The sequence below is a fragment of the Kitasatospora sp. NPDC048365 genome, from assembly GCF_043200835.1.
Classification (GTDB): Bacteria; Actinomycetota; Actinomycetes; order Streptomycetales; family Streptomycetaceae; genus Kitasatospora; species Kitasatospora terrestris.
The window spans coordinates 57,923-74,443 of the sequence record NZ_JBICYJ010000014.1; the positions used below are offsets into that span (position 1 = coordinate 57,923).

Here is a 16,521-nt window from a genome sequence, read left to right on the forward strand (position 1 = left end):
GCGCCGCCGCGGGGGCGGACGACGGTCCGGCCCGCGGGGCGTACGTCGACGGCTCTGTGGTCGTCCATGTGTGCTGCTCTCCCCCGCCCGGACGTGGAGCTACTCGGCGTTCTTCTCGGACTCGGACGCGGACTCGGAGGCGGACTCGGCCTTGGCCGCCTCGGCTTCGGCCTTCTCGGCTTCGAGGGCGGCCTTCTCGGCCTCCTTCTCGGCCTTCTGCGTGGCCTTGCGCTCGGCGTCGGCGCGCTTCTTGTCCTCGGTGATCTGGCGCTTGGCGGCGGTCGCGTAGATGTCGACGTACTCCTGGCCGGAGAGCCGCATGATCTCGTACATCACCTCGTCGGTGACCGAGCGGAGGATGAAGCGGTCGTTCTCCATGCCCTGGTAGCGGGAGAAGTCGAGCGGGCGGCCGATCCGGATGCCGGGGCGGATGCCGAAGTTGGGGACGACCTGGCCGGGCGGCTGGACCTTCTCGGTGTCGATCATGGCGATCGGGATGACCGGGGCGCCGGTGGCCAGCGCGACGCGGGCCAGGCCGCCGACCTTGCCGCGGTACAGCTTGCCGTCGGGCGAGCGGGTGCCCTCGGGGTACACGCCGAAGAGCTCGCCGCGCTCGATCACCGCGATGCCGCTGCGGATCGCCGCCTCACCGGCGCCGCGGGCGCCGGAGCGGTCCACCGGGAGCTGGCCGACGCCCTTGAAGAAGGCGGCGGTCAGCCGGCCCTTGAGGCCCGGCGTGGTGAAGTACTCGGCCTTCGCGATGAAGGTGACCCGGCGCTTGAGCAGCGCGGGCAGGAAGAAGGAGTCCGAGAAGGAGAGGTGGTTGCTGGCGAGGATCGCCGGCCCCTCGTCGGGGATGTTGTCCTCGCCCTCCATCCAGGGCCGGAAGAAGATCCGCAGCAGCGGTGCGACGATCATCTTCATCAGTCGGTAGAACAACCCGGGCCTCCTGTTATGCGGACCGCACGATCCTAATGCCAGCTCGGTCCGGCCGGTGCACCGGCGGGGCCGGGATCGGGGCCGGAGCCCCGGTACGGGCGGAGCCGGGGCCTCTGTACGGCGCATCGCCACCGTGGGACGATTCTGCCCCCGCTCCGTTCAGTCATGAGTCCGGTCCGCGGCCCGTTCGAAGACGTGTCCGAGGTTCCGCCCGAGTCGAGGGAGCTCCACCGATGCCGCTGCTGCCGGGTGCCGAACCGTTCCGCCACCGCGCCGGGCCGGTGGGCGTCCTGCTGGTGCACGGCTTCACCGGGTCGCCGCAGTCGATGCGGCCGTGGGCCGAGCACCTGGCGGCCGCCGGGTACTCGGTGTCCCTCCCGCTGCTGCCCGGCCACGGCACCCGCTGGCAGGACCTGCAGGTCACCCGGTGGGAGGACTGGTACGCGGAGGCCGACCGGGCGCTGCGCGAACTCTCCGCCGAGTGCGAGCAGGTGTTCGTCTTCGCACTGTCGATGGGCGGCTCGCTGGCCCTGCGGCTGGCCGCCGAGCACGGCGACCGGATCGCCGGACTGGCCCTCGTCAACCCGTCGGTGCGTTCCGACAACCCCGCGAGTGTGCTGTTGCCGGTCCTCCGGCACCTGCTGCCGAGCCTGCCCGGTGTCGCCGATGACATCGCGAAGGACGACTCGGTGGAACTCGGCTACGACCGGGTGCCGCTGCACGCCGCCTGGTCGCTCAGCCGGCTGTGGCGGACCGTCCAGGCGGGAATGGGGAAGGTCACCCAGCCGGTTCTGTTGATGCACAGCCCGCAGGACCACGTGGTCTCGCCGGGCAACTCGGCACTCGTGCTCGCCCGGATATCCTCGACCGATGTGACGGAGCTGCTCCTGGAGCGCAGCTTCCACGTGGCCACGCTGGACCACGACGCCGGTCTGATCTTCGAGGCGAGCCTCGACTTCGTCCGGCGGCTCGCCCCGGTGGCCGCGGTCGAGGTCGACGCCGAGAACCACACGGGCTGAAAGGGCTGAAGGGCCGGCTTTGAACGACACCAGCAGGGCGGGCGGCGACGAGGAGCTGCCCCGCGAGACCACCGCCGCCCGCGACGCGGACGCGCACGCGGACACCCGGCCGAAGGCCGACGCCGAGGCGCAGCCCGACGCGGCGCCCGCCGACGCGGGCACGGGGACAAGCACGGGCACGGGGACGGGCACGGACACCGCGCCCGAGAAGGAGGCGCCGGAGGCCGTCCGGAGGCCGTCCATCGGCAGCCAGGCCGAGCAGGACGCGATCTTCGCCGCGCTGGTCGCGCAGTTCGACGACCCGGTCGACCTGAACAACCCGCAGTGGCCGGAGGTGGAGAACCTCCGCGCGCAGAACGAGCGCAAGCGGGCCACCGCCGCCGACCCCGGCCTCGCGGACTTCGCTCCCGAGCCCCGTCCCCGGCAGGGCGGCAACCCGTCCGCTGCGGCGGGTGCGGCGGTCCCGGCCGGCCCGCGCGACTACGAGGTCGCGGAGGACCCGGACGAGGGCCACTTCGTCCCGCCGGAGCCGCCGCCGCTGCCGCAGGCGGACACCACCGCCAAGTTCGCCTGGCTCGCGGTGCTGGGCGGTCCGGCGCTGCTGCTGTTCGACGCGCTGGTCTGGCGCGAGGTCTCGGGCTGGCCGGCCTGGGTCGGCGTCACCGCGTTCCTCGGCGGCTTCGCCACCCTGGTCGCCCGGATGAAGAACAACGACGAGGACGAGGGCCCGCAGGACCCGCACGACGGCGCCGTCGTCTGACCCCGGCACCGGCCCCGACCTCGGCCCCGGACGCGCGCGTCCGCCCGTTCCACGGCCGTCACCCGGCGGTGGGCGGCGGCGCGTCGCGGGTGGCCCGGGCGATGCGGTGGCGGGCGAGTTTGGCGAGGAGCAGGACGACCGCGGCCGCGATGCCGACCGCGGCCCAGGCCGGGAGCAGGGCGGCGGCGGGGACGAGGGCGCCGGCGACCAGCAGCAGGCTGGGCAGGTACCAGGCGGCGACCGACCTGGCCTCGTCGCCGTAGCGCAGGGCGATGGCGGCGTTGGCGGTGTAGAAGCCGAGGACGCCGCCGCACAGCGCCCAGCGGGCGCCGGTGGGCAGGGTGTGGCCGGGTTCGGCGACCGCGGTGCCGAGGGCGCCGGAGAGCACGGTGATCGCCGAGACCAGCAGGTACGGCAGGTACATCACGGTGTCGCGCATCGCCCGGTCGGCCCGGCCGGCCTGGGCCCGGTCGAGGCCGCGCAGGGCGCTGGAGGTGCCCCAGGCGAAGAAGACCATGGCGAGCTCGGCGACGACCACGAAGCCGAGCAGGGCGGCCGCGGCCGCTTCGGCGGTGAAGTGGTCGGCGAGGGTGGAGACGACGACGAAGACGCTCTCGCCGAGGACGATGACCACGAACAGGCCGATCCGTTCGACCAGGTGCTCGGTGGACAGCCGCTGGTAGATGTCCGGGGAGAGTCCGGTGCGGACGGCCAGCAGGACCACTTCCAGCGCGATGGCGAGGGCCCACAGGACGAACCGGGCGGGGCTCGGCACCGCGGCGGACACGGCCCACAGGGCGGCGGTGGCGAGCCCGTACGTCAGCGGGCGCCAGAGCGGCAGCGGGTTGTCGCGGCGGCGGGCGTGGTCCCACCAGATGGCGAAGATGGCGACCCGGACCCAGGCGGCGCCGAGCGCGTACGCCCAGGCGCGGTCGCCGAGGCCTTCGGGCGCGGCAGCGGCCATCAGGCCGAGGCCGGGCATGGCGCCCAGCAGCGTGGCCTGGATCCGGGTGGCGCCGGACCCGAAGACGTTGACCGTGACGGTCAGGTTGACCCAGGCCCACCAGGCGGGGAAGAACAGCACCAGGAAGGTGCCGAAGTCGGCGGCGTCGGGGTCGCCGTGCAGCCCGTGGGCGAGCACGGCGACGGTGACCACGAAGACCAGGTCGAAGAACAGCTCGAACCAGCCCGCCCGGTGGTCGTCCGGCTCCGTCCCCGGCTCCGCGCCCGCTCCCGCGCCCGCTCCCGGAACGCCCGCGCCCGCAGCCATCGCGTTCTCGCTCACGGGCCCCACTCTGCGGCAACGGGCGCCGGCCGGGCGCCTACTCGGCGCTTCCGATCACCGTGTCGCGCACCGCGAACCAGCGCAGCGAGTCGCGGATGCCGTCCTCCAGCGAGAACTGCGGCTTCCAGCCGAGCAGTTCGGCCGCCAGCGTGGAGCGGGTGTAGGCCCCGGCGGCGTCGCCCGGTCGGGGGCCGGTCTCGACGGTCGGCAGCGGCTCGCCGATCACCGACTCGAAGGCGGCGAGCAGTTCGCGGACGGTGGTGCCGTCGCCGGTGCCGAGGTTGATCACCCGGGAGGGGTGCTCGGCGGTCGCGACCTCGTCGAAGTGCCGGACGGCCCGCAGGTGGGCGTCGGCGAGGTCCCAGACGTGCACGTAGTCGCGGATGCCGGAGCCGTCGCGGGTGGGCCAGTCGGTGCCGGTGACGGCGAAGGTCTCCCCGGCGTGGTGGATGTCGATCATCTTGCCCAGCGCGTGGCTGGGACGGCGGACCTGGAGGCCGGTGCGCAGCTCGGGGTCGGCGCCGATCGGGTTGAAGTAGCGCAGCGAGATCACCCGCACGGTGCCGGCGGCGGCGACGTCGGCGAGGATCGTCTCGAAGATCGCCTTGGTGCGGGCGTACGGGCTGAGGGTCTCGATCGCGGAGTCCTCGTCGACCGAGAAGTCGCCCGGGTCGGCGCGGTAGATCGAGGCGGAGGAGCTGAAGATCAGGCGGGTGCAGCCGTTGCGCACCACGTGCTCGACGAACTGGATGCCCTTGGAGACGTTCTCCCGGTAGTAGCCGAGCGGGTTGGTGACCGACTCCGGGACGAGGATCAGCGCGGCGCAGTCGATCACGGCGTGGATGTCGGGGTGCTCGGCGAAGATCCGGTCGATCAGGTCCCCGTCGGCGATGTCGCCCTGGTAGAACGGGCGGCCCTCGGTGAACTCCCGCCGGCCGGTGACCAGGTTGTCGAGGACCACCGGGACGACGCCGCCGTCGAGGCACGCCGAGGCGATGGTGCTGCCGATGAATCCCGCTCCGCCTGCGATCAGAATCTTCATCCGCCGCACTCTAGCCGCACCCTAGCGCGCGTCCGGAATCCGGAGAACGGCGAGCACCGGCAGGTGGTCGGTGGCGGCGAGCAGGTCGGCGGGGTCGACGCCGGGCTCGTCGTGCGGGACGCCGCAGGAGAGCACCTCGATGCCGGGGCTCGCGAAGACGGCGTCGATCCGCTGGTAGGGGTTGTCGGGGACGGAGGTGAACTCGCCGCCCCACGGCGCGGTGGGGTAGCCGTCCTGGAAGGCCTCGGCCAGCCGCTGCCAGCCGGGTCCGTCCGGGTGCTCGTTGAAGTCGCCCGCGATCACCCCGAGTTCACCGGCCTTCAGCTGCTCGGGCAGGAGCGCGAACTGGCGCAGCCGCTCGGCGGGGTCGAGCGAGAGGTGGCAGCTGGTGACCGAGAACGGCCGGGAGTCGCCGATCCGGACCAGGGCGCCGGCGAAGCCGCGGGCGTGCAGGCCGCGGGTCTTCGGCAGCAGCCGGTCGCGGACCTCCAGCACGGTCACGCCGAGGCCGCCCAGCAGCAGCGGGCCGGCGGCGATCCGGCCGCCGCCGGAGAGGATCACCGTGCCGGTGGCGTGCGCCAGCCGGGCCGCCTGCTTGAGCGGCTTCCAGTAGCGCGGTGATTCCTGAACACAGATCAGGTCCGGGCGGCAGGCGCGGATCACCCGCACCAGCGCGTCCCGGTCGTCGCGCAGCGAACGGACGTTGTAGCTGAGCACCCGCACCGGAGTCACGCTGTCGATGCTAGAGCAGACCGGGGCGCGGGGCTCGGCCCCGCGCCCCGAATTGGCCGGAACCCGGCACGGGAATCCGCACCCGGAATCCCTCGGCCGGAACCCGGCGGCCACCCCCCGGTGCGATCCGGAAGGCGGGTCCTAGATCCGGGCCAGGTCGCCGGCGCCGGCGATGCCGGCGGCCGAGCCCATGGAGGCGAGCACGACCTCGGCGCGGGGCCGGGCCGGACCACCCGTCAGGTACTTCTCGAACGCGGCGGCCACCGGGTCGAGCAGCAGGCGGCCGGAGTCGGACACGCCGCCGCCGAGCACGAAGACGCCCGGGTCGAACAGCGCAGCCAGGTCGGCCATGCCGCGGCCCAGCCAGTCGGCCAGCTCGCTGTAGCACTCCAGCGCGAGCGGGTCGCCGTCCTCGGCCGCCTCGGTGATGTGGATGCCGCGGATGGTCTCGGCGACGCCGTCGTTGAGCTCCAGCATCCGCTTGCCGGCGATCGGGTCGGCGGCGGCCTTGTCGCGGCCGTAGCGGCGCAGCGCGCGGCCGGAGCCGTACTGCTCCCAGCAGCCGTGGCCGCCGCAGCCGCACTCCAGGCCGTCCGGGACCATGTTGAGGTGGCCGATCTCGCCGGCGACGCCGAAGCGGCCGCGGTGCAGCCGGCCGTCGAGGACGATGCCGCCGCCGATGCCGGTGCCGACGGTGATCAGGACCATGTCCTCGTGCGCGGCCGCGGCGCCGAAGCGGAACTCGGCCCAGGCGGCGCAGTTGGCGTCGTTCTCCACCACGGTGCCGAGGCCGGTGAGCTCCTCGACCCGCTGCTGGAGGGGCTCGTTCTCCCAGGCGATGTTCGGGGCGAAGATCACCGTGGAACGCTCCCGGTCGACGAAGCCGGGGGCGCCGACGCCCACTCCGGCCACGTCCGGGTACTGCTCCTTGAGCTCCCGCACGGCCTGCGCGATGGCGTCGACCGCCCACTGGGGGTCGGCCGGGGTGGGTACCCGGGTCTTCGCCAGGATCTCGCCGGATTCGTCGACCACGCCAGCCGCGATCTTCGTCCCGCCGACATCGACGCCAATGGTCAGAGCCATGTGTCCCTCAGCTATTCACTCGTTCCCGCTGAGCGGAACGCTACCGGTACACAGGGGTTCCCGTACACACCCAGGCCTACATTATTCGAAGACATTTCGCGGACTATGGCATGTCATGCCTTCAGAAGTCGTATCGGCGGTCTCGCTCCGTCACACATGATCGCCCGATCGTGACCTCCGCTGACCTGCGGCTTCACTTGTTGTCGGTGGCCTCGTCCAGGTCGATGCGCTCCGCCTCGGCGTGTCCGGAACCGGCCCAGCGGCGTTCATGGCCGGAGACGGCCGCCCGGTACGCGGCCAGCAGTTCACCCCCGGCCGCCGCGAGATGTCCGTACACCTCGGGGTTGTTCTCGCGCAGCCGCGCACCCACCTCCTGGGCCTTGGCGCCGACCGCGGAGGCGAACCGGCGCACCTCCTCCACCAGCTCGGCGGTCCGGTCGCCGGACTCCTCGGTCATCTGCACTCCTGTACCTAGGGCGCCATCGGGGTTACGCGAGCGCGGACGGCCACAGCTGCGGGTCGGGGGTGAACCGCACCGCCAGCACGCCGTCCGCGAGGCCGGCACCGCTCACCGTGCAACGGCGCAGCGCGGACGGCAGCGGCAGCAGCCGCCGGTAGGGGCCGACCCCGACCGCCAGCTCGTCGCCGCGCCGGACCAGGTCCAGCTCGGTGCGGTCGGCGCCGGGCAGCGGCAGGTGCCAGACCAGCAGCCCGTCCTCGGCCCGCCGGTCCTCGACCCAGGGCTCGGACGGCACCGGCACCGCCGGCACGCCCTCGCCGTACAGCTGCTCGGCGAGGGCCTCCAGTGCGGTCTCCGGCCGGCGGGTGACCAGCAGCGGGAGGTCGAGCCGCTCGCCGAGCTCGGCCAGCCGCTCCTGCTGGCGGGCGGCGTGCGCGGCCAGCCACGGGTCGGGCGAGGTCACCGCCTGCGCGGGGTAGGCGCCGTGGGCGACCACGGCGTCGGCGCGCAGGCCGTGCAGGGCGAGTCCGGCACGGATCCGGTTCAGCTCGCCGGGCGCCGGTCGGTCGGCGTCCACCGTCAGGCGCACGGTCAGACCGGGGGCGCGCACCGCGGCCTGCGCTCCGGTCAGTGCGGCACTCGCGGCGGTCCGGGCTTCGAACATCCACTCGGCGGGCATCGGCACGCCGGCCACCGCGGCGAGCAGCGGGCGCAGCGCGCGGGCGGCCTGGCGCTGCTCCGGGAGCAGGCGGGCCAGGTACCGCTCCAGCTGCTCGGGCAGGGCGAGGGCGGCGATCAGTTCGGCGGGCGGCGGCGCGGCGACGACCACGACGTCGGCCCGGTCGTCCGCCGCGGCGGCGCGCAGCGCCCGCAGCAGGGCGAGCGGGCGGGTGCCGGGGAGCGGGGTGAGCTCCTCCGGGTCGAGCGGCTCGGCGCCGATCAGGTCGAGGACGGGGGCCAGCCGCCCGCGGTAGCCCTCCAGCGCGTCCCGGAAGGCGGCCTGCTCGTCGATCCGGGCGACCGCCAGGTGTGCGGCGTACGCGGCGGGCTCGGCGGGGAGTCGGGTGTCGAGCAGGTCGTCGACGGTGCGGTGCGGGTCGTCGGCGGCCAGCAGCAGGGTCCGCCGGCCCTGCGCGGCGGAGTGCAGTGCGGTGGCGGCGGCGACGGCGGCCGAGGCGACGCCGCTGACCAGGATCGTCCGGGTGACCACGCCCCCGGTCAGCCCTCGACGCGCTTCTTCAGACCGGCCAGCGCCCGGTCGATGATGACCTTCTCCGCCTTGCGCTTGATCATGCCGAGCATCGGGATCTTGACGTCCACGGCCAGCTGGTAGGTGACCTCGGTGCCGCCGCCGCTGCGCGCGGCCAGCGTGTAGGAGCCGTCCAGGGAGCGCAGCATCTGGCTCTTGACCAGCGTCCAGGACACCTCGCGGTCGCCGTCCCAGGTGTAGGCGAGCACGTGCTCGTCGCGGATCGCACCGGCGTCGAGCAGCAGGCGGACCTCGGCGGCCCGGCCGCCCTCGGCGGAGGCCAGCACCTCGATCTCCTTGACCTCCCCGGTCCACTCGGGGTAGGCGGCGAAGTCGGCGATGACCGCCATGACCTCGGCCGGGGTGGCCTCGATGATGATGCTCGACCTGGTGTGCTCCGCCATGGCGGCCTCCGCGTCCTCTTCTGTACTGCAGCCCAGCGAAGGCTATCGCGGGTGGCGGACCCGCCGGTCGCCTGCCCGGTCGGCGGACCCCTGGTCTAAGGTGCGAGTCGGAACAATCACGACCTGACCTGCGATGTGACGCTTCGAACACCGGAGCCGACCCCCCTGGCCGAATCGACCTACCGGGCAGTAACGTCCTGCCGTCCCGCAGCGTCGCAGACGAGGAGCAGTCTTGCTCGAGTTCAGCCTTCCGGCCCGATTTCAGGTACCGAGCGGCGGTAACCTCTCCGACCTGGTCCACCAGAACGCCGAGCGGCACCCCGACACCGCCGTGCTCAGCCGCAAGGTGGACGGCCACTGGCAGGACCTCACCGCGGTCCAGTTCCTCGCCGAGGTGCACGCCGTCGCCAAGGGCCTGATCGCCACCGGCGTCCGCCCCGGCGACCGGGTCGCCGTGATGTCGCGCACCCGCTACGAGTGGACGCTGCTGGACTTCGCGATCTGGTGCGCGGGCGCGATCACCGTCCCGGTGTACGAGACCTCCTCCGCCGAGCAGGTCACCTGGATCCTCGGCGACTCCGGCGCGCTGGCCGTGGTCACCGAGACCGCCGTGCACGCCGCCGTCGTCGACTCGGTACGGGCCGAGCTGCCGGAGCTGAAGCACACCTGGCAGATCGAGGCCGGCGGCATCGCCGCGCTCGTGCAGGCCGGCCTCGACGTCCCCGACGCGACCGTGGCGGAGTACCGCGCCACCGCCGACGAGAACGCGATCGCCACCATCGTCTACACCTCCGGCACCACCGGCCGCCCCAAGGGCTGCCAGCTCACCCACGGCAACTTCATCGCCGAGCTGGGCAACGTGGTCGCCCGGATGCCCGAGCTGTTCCGCACCGGCGAGTCCTCCGTCCTGCTCTTCCTGCCGCTCGCCCACGTGCTCGGCCGGATCGCCGAGATCGCCGCCGCGATCGCCCCGATCAAGCTCGGCCACGTCTCCGAGATCAAGAACGTCACCGAGGAGCTCGGCTCCTTCCGGCCGACCCTGATCCTCGGCGTCCCCCGGGTGTTCGAGAAGGTCTTCAACACCGCGCGGGCCAAGGCCCAGGCCGACGGCAAGGGCAAGATCTTCGACAAGGCCGCCGACACCGCGATCGCCTACAGCCGCGCGCTGGACGCCGACGGCCCGGGGCTCGGCCTCAAGGTCAAGCACGCCGTCTTCGACAAGCTGGTCTACGGCAAGCTGCGCGCCGCGCTCGGCGGCCGCTGCAACGCCGCGATCTCCGGCGGCGCCCCGCTCGGCGAGCGCCTCGGCCACTTCTACCGCGGCATCGGCTTCAAGGTCCTGGAGGGCTACGGCCTCACCGAGTCCTGCGCCGCCACCGCCTTCAACCCCAACGACAAGCCGAAGATCGGCACTGTCGGCCAGCCGCTGCCCGGCTCCTCGATCCGGATCGCCGAGGACGGCGAGGTCCTGCTGAAGGGCCCGCAGATCTTCACCGGCTACTGGAACAACCCGGTCGCCACCGCCGAGGCGCTGCGCGACGGCTGGTTCGCCACCGGCGACCTCGGCAGCCTGGACTCCGAGGGCTACCTCACCATCACCGGGCGCAAGAAGGAGATCATCGTCACCGCCGGCGGCAAGAACGTCGCCCCCGCGGTGATCGAGGACCGGATCCGCGCCCACGCCCTGGTCGGCGAGGTCATGGTGGTCGGCGACCGCAAGCCCTTCATCGCCTGCCTGGTCACCGTCGACCCCGAGTTCTTCCCCCGCTGGAAGGAGCTCAACGGCAAGCCCGTCACCGCCACCGTCGCCGAACTCGCCGAGGACCCGGACCTGCTGGCCGCCCTGCAGGCCGCCGTGGACGACGGCAACCAGGCGGTCTCGGCCGCCGAGGCGGTCAAGAAGTTCCGCCTGCTCGACACCGTCTTCTCGGAGGACAGCGGCCACCTGACGCCGTCCCTGAAGCTGAAGCGCAACGTCGTCCTCAAGGACTTCGCCGCCGAGGTCGAGGGCCTGTACCGGAAGTAGCCGCCGGTACCCCGGAATTCCTGCGCCCGCGCTGTCACACCCGCCGGGCGGGATCCGTCGAGGGAGTGTCCGCACCTCTCGCAGCCGTTCAGGAATCCGGGGTACCCGCCATGTCCGTCGCCCACGTCGTCCTCGCCGTCGTCAGCGCCCTCTGGGTCGGCTTCTCGGGCGTCTCGCTCGCCCGCCGCGCCGAGTTCGTCACCCAGCCCCTGGTCGAGTACGGCGTCCCGCGCACCTGGTGGACCCCGCTCGCGCTGGCCAAGCTGGCCGGGGCCGCCGGTCTGCTGGTCGGCCTCGCCGTCCCGGCGATCGGCGTCGCGGCGGCGGTCGGCCTGATCCTCTACTTCCTCGGCGCGGTGGCCACCTGCGTCCGGGCCCGGTCCTTCAGGACCGTCCCGTTCCCGCTGCTCTACCTGGCCCCGGTCGCCGTCACCCTCGGCCTCGGCCTCGCCGCCTGACCTCTCCGACGCCCACCCGCACCCCCGCGACCGGCCGCCCGTCAGCCCGCTGACGGACCGCCGGTCGCGGCGTTCCCGGGGGCTACGGCGCGGCCAGCAGCGAGGTCAGCCGCTCGGCGAGCATGTCCCAGCGCCACGCGCGGTGGACCCAGCGCCGCCCCGCCTCGCCCATCGTGCGGCGCAGCGCCTCGTCCCGGAGCAGCCGGACGATCCGCTCCGCGGCCGCCCCGGCCTCCCGGCCGGGCACCACGTAGCCGGTCTCCCCCTCCAGGACCGCGTCCGGCGCCCCGCCGGAGTCTCCGGCCACCACCGGCAGCCCGGTCGCGGACGCCTCCAGGTAGACGATCCCGAGGCCCTCCACGTCCAGGCCGCCGCGCCGGGTCCGGCAGGGCATGGCGAACACGTCTCCGGCCCCGTAGTGCGCCGGCAGCTCCTCCCACGGCACCGCGCCGGTGAACACCACCGACCGCGCGACCCCGCGGGCCTCGGCCAGCTTCTCCAGGTCCGCCCGGTACGGCCCGCCGCCCACGATGAGCAGCACCGCGTCCGGCACGTCGGCCAGGATCTGCGGCATCGCCTCGATCAGCGTGTCCTGTCCCTTGCGCGGCACCAGCCGCGAGACGCACACCACCACCGGACGGTCCGTCAGCCCCAGTCGCGCCCGGATCTCCGCGCCGCCCGAGTCCGGCCGGAAGGTCTGCTCGTCGACGCCGGGGGGCAGCTGCACCATCCGCCGGGCCGCCTCCGGACCGACCGCCGCGGCGATCCGCGAACGGGTGTACTCGCCCAGGTAGGTCAGGGTGTCCGTGCCCTCGCCGATCCGGCGCAGCAGCTGCCGGGAGACCGGCAGCTGCGCCCACGCGGCCTCGTGGCCGTGCGTCATGCCGAGCAGCCGTCCGGCGCCCGCCCGGCGCAGCCGAGGCGCCATCAGGCCGAGCGGCGCGGCCGCGCCGAACCAGACCGAGGAGCAGCCCTCCGCCTTGAGGATCTCCGCCGCCCGCCGGGTGACCCGGGGCGTGGGGACCATCATCCGGGTCCGGTCCCGGATCACCGGAAAGGGCTGTTCGGCGTCGAACTTCGCGACCTCGGTCCCGTCCCGCCACTGAGAGGCATAGACCACAATGGACCCGGCCGGCTGGCGGATGGCCATATTGTGGACGAACGCCTGGATCCCACCGGGCCGCGGCGGGAAGTCGTTGGTGACGATGAGGGTCTTGTGCATCTGCCGCGGCTCGCTCGGTAGGGGGGTGCTCGGTGGACGGGTGGGTGATCCGTACGATAGGTCACCGCCGCGGTGTGTCGGGAACGAAGGTCTTGTCGGGAACGAAGCCTGCCCACGCAACCGTTTCTGCTCGGGGCCGGTCCTAGTAGGTGCCCACGGCGTACGAGACGAACCGAAGGAGCGTTGTGGAGTTGGCCCCGGCCGGCCGGACCGGCAGTACCGCGCATCTGGCGCTGCCCTCGGGCCCCGCTCCGACCCGCACCCGCGGGCCGCTCTGGGCGCTGACCGGGGGCTGGCTGGCCACCCGGACGCTGATCGTCCTGCTGATCCTGGGCATCCTCAAGATCTCCAACACCGACGTCTCCACCGACGTGTCGGTGATCTACCACGGCTGGTACGAGGTGCTGCGCACCGGTACCTTCCCGCTGGACGACGTCACCTGGCAGTACCCGCCCGGGGCCGCGCTGGTGATCCTGGCGCCGGGGCTGCTGCCCTGGTCGTACCTGACCTCGTTCTTCGTGCTCTGCGGCGTGCTGGACGCGCTGGCGATGTTCCTGCTGGTCCGGGCGGGGACGCGGAAGGGCCGCAGCTTCCTCGGCGGCTGGATGTGGGTGGCCGGCGTGCCGCTGCTCGGCCCGACCGTCTACTGCCGCTACGACATCCTGGTGACCGCGATCGCCATCGCCGGCCTGCTCGCGGTGGCGCGCCGGCCCGGCTTCGGCGGCCTGCTGCTGGGCCTGGGCGGCCTGCTGAAGATCTGGCCGCTGCTGGCACTGATCGGCACCCCGCGCGGCCGCCGGACCCGCCGCTCCTGGACGGCCGCCGCCGCGACCGCCGCGGCCCTGGGCTTCCTGCTGACCGCGGGGATGAACGGCGCCTTCGAGTTCCTGAAGTTCCAGACCGAGCGCGGCATCGAGATCGAGTCGCTGGGCGCCCTGCCGCTGCACTTCGCGCGGCTGACCGGCAACTGGCACGGCACCGTCACCATGAACTACGGCTCGGTCGAGATGCTCGGTCCGTGGGTGCCGGTGGTCTCCAAGGTGATGGTGGCGCTGACCGTGACCGGCTTCGGCTGGCTGCTGCTGTGGCGCCTGCGCGCGGGCCGCTGGCAGGCCTCGACCACGTACGACGCGGCGCTCACCGCGCTGCTGATCTTCACCGTGACCAGCCGGGTGATCTCCCCGCAGTACCTGGTCTGGATCATCGGCCTGACCGCCGTCTGCCTGACCGTGCGCGGCACCAGCCAGCGGCCGGTGGCGGTGCTGATCCTGATCGCCACCGTGCTCACCACGCTGGAGTTCCCGGTGCTGTTCGGGCAGGTGCACAAGAGCCAGTTCTGGGGCGTCCTGGTGCTCAGCGCCCGCAACCTGCTGCTGCTCGCCGCCACCCTGGTCTCCTGCCGCCGGCTGTGGCGCTCCACCCGCCGCCCCGACGCCGACCCGACCGTGGTCCTGCCGGCCGTCGAGCCGGTGGCCGGCTACCCGGTCCGCCCGGGGATCGCGTACGAGCAGGCCCTGCTGGACGACCTGGGCCAGCCGGCCGGGCGAGCCACCACCTGAAAGTTTCAGCAAGTTCTTGCGGGCCCGGTGGGCGCGCTGGCACGATCTTCGGCATGCCCGAACACGAGATCGCGTACGACGTCCTGATCGCCGGCGGTGTCGGGGTCGACACCATCGTCCGCGTCGATTCCCTGGAGATCCCCGCCGGCGACTCCGTCGGCGTCCCGCCGGTGGTCGACTACGTCGGCCACACCGGCAACGGCGTGGCCCTCGGCTGCCAGGCCCTCGGCCTGCGCACCAAGCTGATCGACTTCCTCGGCGACGACCCGCAGGGCGAACTCGTCCTCGCCGAGTACCGCCGCCGCGGCCTCGACTTCAGCCACCTGGTCTCCCCCGCCGGCACCCCGCGCGGGGTCAACCTGGTCGACGCCGGCGGCCGCCGGTTCTCCTTCTACGACGGCCGGCACCCGGCCGACCTGCGACTGCCCCGCGCGTTCCACCTCCCCCACCTGCGGCGCGCCCGGCACGTCCACCTCTCCATCACCGGCGTCACCCGCGACATGTACGACGACGTCCGCGCGCTCGGCCTCAGCTCCTCCACCGACCTGCACGCCTGGGACGGCCGCAACGAGCACCACCGCTGGTACGCGCTCCGCTCCGACCTGGTGTTCCTCTCCGCCGCCGGCTGCGGCGGCCGGCCGGAGGAGATCATGCGCGGCATCCTCGCGGACGGCGTCGCCCGCGTCGTGGTCGCCACCGCGGGCGCGGACGGCAGCTACCTGCTCACCCGCGAGGACCCCACCGTCCGCCACCACCCGGCGCTGGACCCCGGCCTCCCGATCGTCGACACCAACGGCGCCGGCGACTCCTTCGTCGCCGCCTTCCTCGCCGCCCACCTCGCCGGCCGCCCCCACACCACCGCCATGCGTGCCGGCACCCTCGCCGGCGCCCACGCCTGCACCACCGCCGGCACCCACACCAGCTTCATCACCGCCGCCGAACTCGAACCCCTCCTGCACACCGCCTGACCCGGCCCGCCCGGCCGCGCCGGGCGTGGTCAGCCGAGGCGGGCGGTCAGGTCCTTGGCCCACTGCCGGGTGAACTCCGCGACGCCGATCCCCAGCTCCGTGCGGAACGCCTTCTCCAGCTGGCCCGCCCCGGCCGCGGCGACGGCGCGGTAGAGCGCCACCAGGCGCGTCGCTCCCCCGTACTGCCGGGCGACCAGGTCGCAGGCCAGCCACGACATCTCGTACGCCTGCGCGATCCCGGCCGCCCCGGCGGCGAAGGCCGCGTCGTCCGGCAGCGCGGTCGGCACCCGCCCGGCCCGGACCTCGGCCGCCAGCTCCGGCGCGATCTGCCGGGCGGTCCGCCCGCTCTCCCGGTACGCCGTCCAGTCGGCGACGCCCTCGGAGAGCCACAGCGGCGTCCAGGCACGGGTGTCGGCGCGGGTGGCCACGTGGGTGGCCTCGTGGGTGACCACGACCCGCCGGCCGAGCTCGCTCAGGTCCCGGTACGCCTCGGGGTTGACCAGCACCCGGTCGGCCGGCGTCCGCACCGGCGCGCCCGCCATCGCCAGGGTGACCGCGGCTATGCCCCGGTAGGTGTCGGCGGGCACGTCCAGCAGCCGGGCGAACTGTTCCTCGGTCTCGGCGAGCTCCAGCAGCAGGTGCCCGCCCCACCCGGCGCCCCAGACCTCGCCGACCGCGGGCACGGCCCGGTCGGCGAGGCCCGCGACCTCGCCCAGCGCGTCGGCGTCGGCCACCCCGAGCACCAGGCACCGCTTGCCGGAGGCGGTCCGCACCGTCCCGCCGAGGTCCCACAGGGCCGCCGACCCGACCGGCTCCTCGCCGGCCACCAGCCAGCGCCCGCCGTCCCGGACCAGGTCGACCTTCCGCTGCAGCACCGCCGGGTAGTCGTCGACGCCGGCGAGCCGGAAGGCGAGCTCCACGGCCACCGAGGCGGAGACGGCCTGCGGGCCCGGCTCGGTGAACGAGGGACCGACCCGGTAGGCCAGCTCCGCGAACGGCACCCCCGCCGTCCGCCCGAGCAGGGCCGCCTGCGCCTCGGCCGCGCCGGGCGCGGAGCCGCCGAGCAGCGCCGCCCGGTCACCCGTGCGCAGCGCGGCCGCCCGGGCGGCGAGCAGCGTGTCCAGCTCCGCCCGGCCGAGCGACGGGCCGGCCGCCGGGCCGGACGGCGACCCGGTCGAGCCGGCGGAGGACGGAACGGTCGGCAGCGGGACGCCGACCGGCGCGGGGGCGGTCACCCGGGGCAGCGAGAGCTGCGCCAGGCCGCCGGCGGCCAGCAGCAGAGCGGCGCGGCGCGACAGCAGCGGCCGGCCCGCCC

The 16,521-nt window shown here is 73.8% G+C and carries 16 protein-coding genes; 6 read left to right on the forward strand and 10 right to left on the reverse strand.

What is annotated here, in order from left to right; translation table 11 throughout:
- Positions 1–99: 99 nt before the first annotated feature.
- Positions 100–924 (reverse strand): lysophospholipid acyltransferase family protein, encoded by an 825-nt coding sequence (locus ACGFX4_RS16675; protein WP_393074492.1) that lies wholly within the window; start codon positions 922–924, stop codon positions 100–102.
- A 248-nt stretch (positions 925–1,172) separates the two neighbouring features.
- On the opposite strand from ACGFX4_RS16675, the gene ACGFX4_RS16680 reads away from it, so the two are divergent.
- A complete protein-coding gene (locus tag ACGFX4_RS16680) occupies positions 1,173–1,958 on the forward strand; it encodes an alpha/beta hydrolase (RefSeq protein WP_393074227.1) in 786 nt (261 codons plus the stop codon).
- A 19-nt stretch (positions 1,959–1,977) separates the two neighbouring features.
- Complete coding sequence (locus tag ACGFX4_RS16685; RefSeq protein ID WP_393074230.1) at positions 1,978–2,718, forward strand: hypothetical protein; 741 nt, start codon at positions 1,978–1,980, stop codon at positions 2,716–2,718.
- A 58-nt stretch (positions 2,719–2,776) separates the two neighbouring features.
- Here the strand turns inward: ACGFX4_RS16685 and ACGFX4_RS16690 are convergent, their stop codons facing one another.
- From ACGFX4_RS16690 to ACGFX4_RS16720, 7 genes are all read right to left on the reverse strand, one after another.
- Entirely contained in the window at positions 2,777–4,003 is a 1,227-nt protein-coding gene (locus ACGFX4_RS16690) for a low temperature requirement protein A (protein WP_393074233.1), read from the reverse strand.
- A gap of 37 nt (positions 4,004–4,040) precedes the next feature.
- Positions 4,041–5,045 carry a UDP-glucose 4-epimerase GalE gene (gene galE / locus ACGFX4_RS16695; RefSeq protein ID WP_393074236.1) on the reverse strand — a complete coding sequence of 335 codons (1,005 nt, stop codon included), beginning with the start codon at positions 5,043–5,045 and terminating at the stop codon, positions 4,041–4,043.
- Between the two features lie 21 nt (positions 5,046–5,066).
- Positions 5,067–5,777, reverse strand: a complete 711-nt coding sequence (locus ACGFX4_RS16700; RefSeq protein ID WP_393074239.1) for an endonuclease/exonuclease/phosphatase family protein — start codon at positions 5,775–5,777, stop codon at positions 5,067–5,069.
- A gap of 141 nt (positions 5,778–5,918) precedes the next feature.
- Positions 5,919–6,860, reverse strand: coding sequence for an ROK family glucokinase (locus ACGFX4_RS16705; protein ID WP_393074242.1), 942 nt, complete (start codon positions 6,858–6,860; stop codon positions 5,919–5,921).
- A 193-nt stretch (positions 6,861–7,053) separates the two neighbouring features.
- Positions 7,054–7,317, reverse strand: a complete 264-nt coding sequence (locus ACGFX4_RS16710) for a DUF5304 family protein (RefSeq protein WP_393074244.1) — start codon at positions 7,315–7,317, stop codon at positions 7,054–7,056.
- 31 nt (positions 7,318–7,348) lie between these two features.
- Positions 7,349–8,530, reverse strand: a complete 1,182-nt coding sequence (locus tag ACGFX4_RS16715; RefSeq protein WP_393074247.1) for an ArsA-related P-loop ATPase — start codon at positions 8,528–8,530, stop codon at positions 7,349–7,351.
- 8 nt (positions 8,531–8,538) lie between these two features.
- Positions 8,539–8,973, reverse strand: coding sequence for an SRPBCC family protein (locus ACGFX4_RS16720; RefSeq protein ID WP_393074250.1), 435 nt, complete (start codon positions 8,971–8,973; stop codon positions 8,539–8,541).
- A gap of 232 nt (positions 8,974–9,205) precedes the next feature.
- Here ACGFX4_RS16720 and ACGFX4_RS16725 point away from each other — a divergent pair, with 232 nt between their 5' ends.
- Together ACGFX4_RS16725 and ACGFX4_RS16730 are read left to right on the forward strand one after the other, a co-directional pair.
- Entirely contained in the window at positions 9,206–10,999 is a 1,794-nt protein-coding gene (locus ACGFX4_RS16725; RefSeq protein WP_393074252.1) for an AMP-dependent synthetase/ligase, read from the forward strand.
- Between the two features lie 110 nt (positions 11,000–11,109).
- Positions 11,110–11,457, forward strand: a complete 348-nt coding sequence (locus ACGFX4_RS16730; RefSeq protein WP_393074255.1) for a DoxX family protein — start codon at positions 11,110–11,112, stop codon at positions 11,455–11,457.
- Between the two features lie 82 nt (positions 11,458–11,539).
- Here the strand turns inward: ACGFX4_RS16730 and ACGFX4_RS16735 are convergent, their stop codons facing one another.
- On the reverse strand, positions 11,540–12,679 hold the full coding sequence (locus tag ACGFX4_RS16735) for a glycosyltransferase family 4 protein (RefSeq protein WP_393074258.1): 1,140 nt from the start codon (positions 12,677–12,679) through the stop codon (positions 11,540–11,542).
- A 185-nt stretch (positions 12,680–12,864) separates the two neighbouring features.
- On the opposite strand from ACGFX4_RS16735, the gene ACGFX4_RS16740 reads away from it, so the two are divergent.
- Positions 12,865–14,238, forward strand: coding sequence for a glycosyltransferase 87 family protein (locus ACGFX4_RS16740; RefSeq protein ID WP_393074260.1), 1,374 nt, complete (start codon positions 12,865–12,867; stop codon positions 14,236–14,238).
- A 53-nt stretch (positions 14,239–14,291) separates the two neighbouring features.
- Positions 14,292–15,206, forward strand: coding sequence for a carbohydrate kinase family protein (locus tag ACGFX4_RS16745; RefSeq protein WP_393074263.1), 915 nt, complete (start codon positions 14,292–14,294; stop codon positions 15,204–15,206).
- A gap of 29 nt (positions 15,207–15,235) precedes the next feature.
- Here ACGFX4_RS16745 and ACGFX4_RS16750 read toward each other — a convergent pair whose 3' ends face one another.
- Entirely contained in the window at positions 15,236–16,441 is a 1,206-nt protein-coding gene (locus ACGFX4_RS16750; protein WP_393074266.1) for a hypothetical protein, read from the reverse strand.
- Positions 16,442–16,521: the final 80 nt, after the last annotated feature.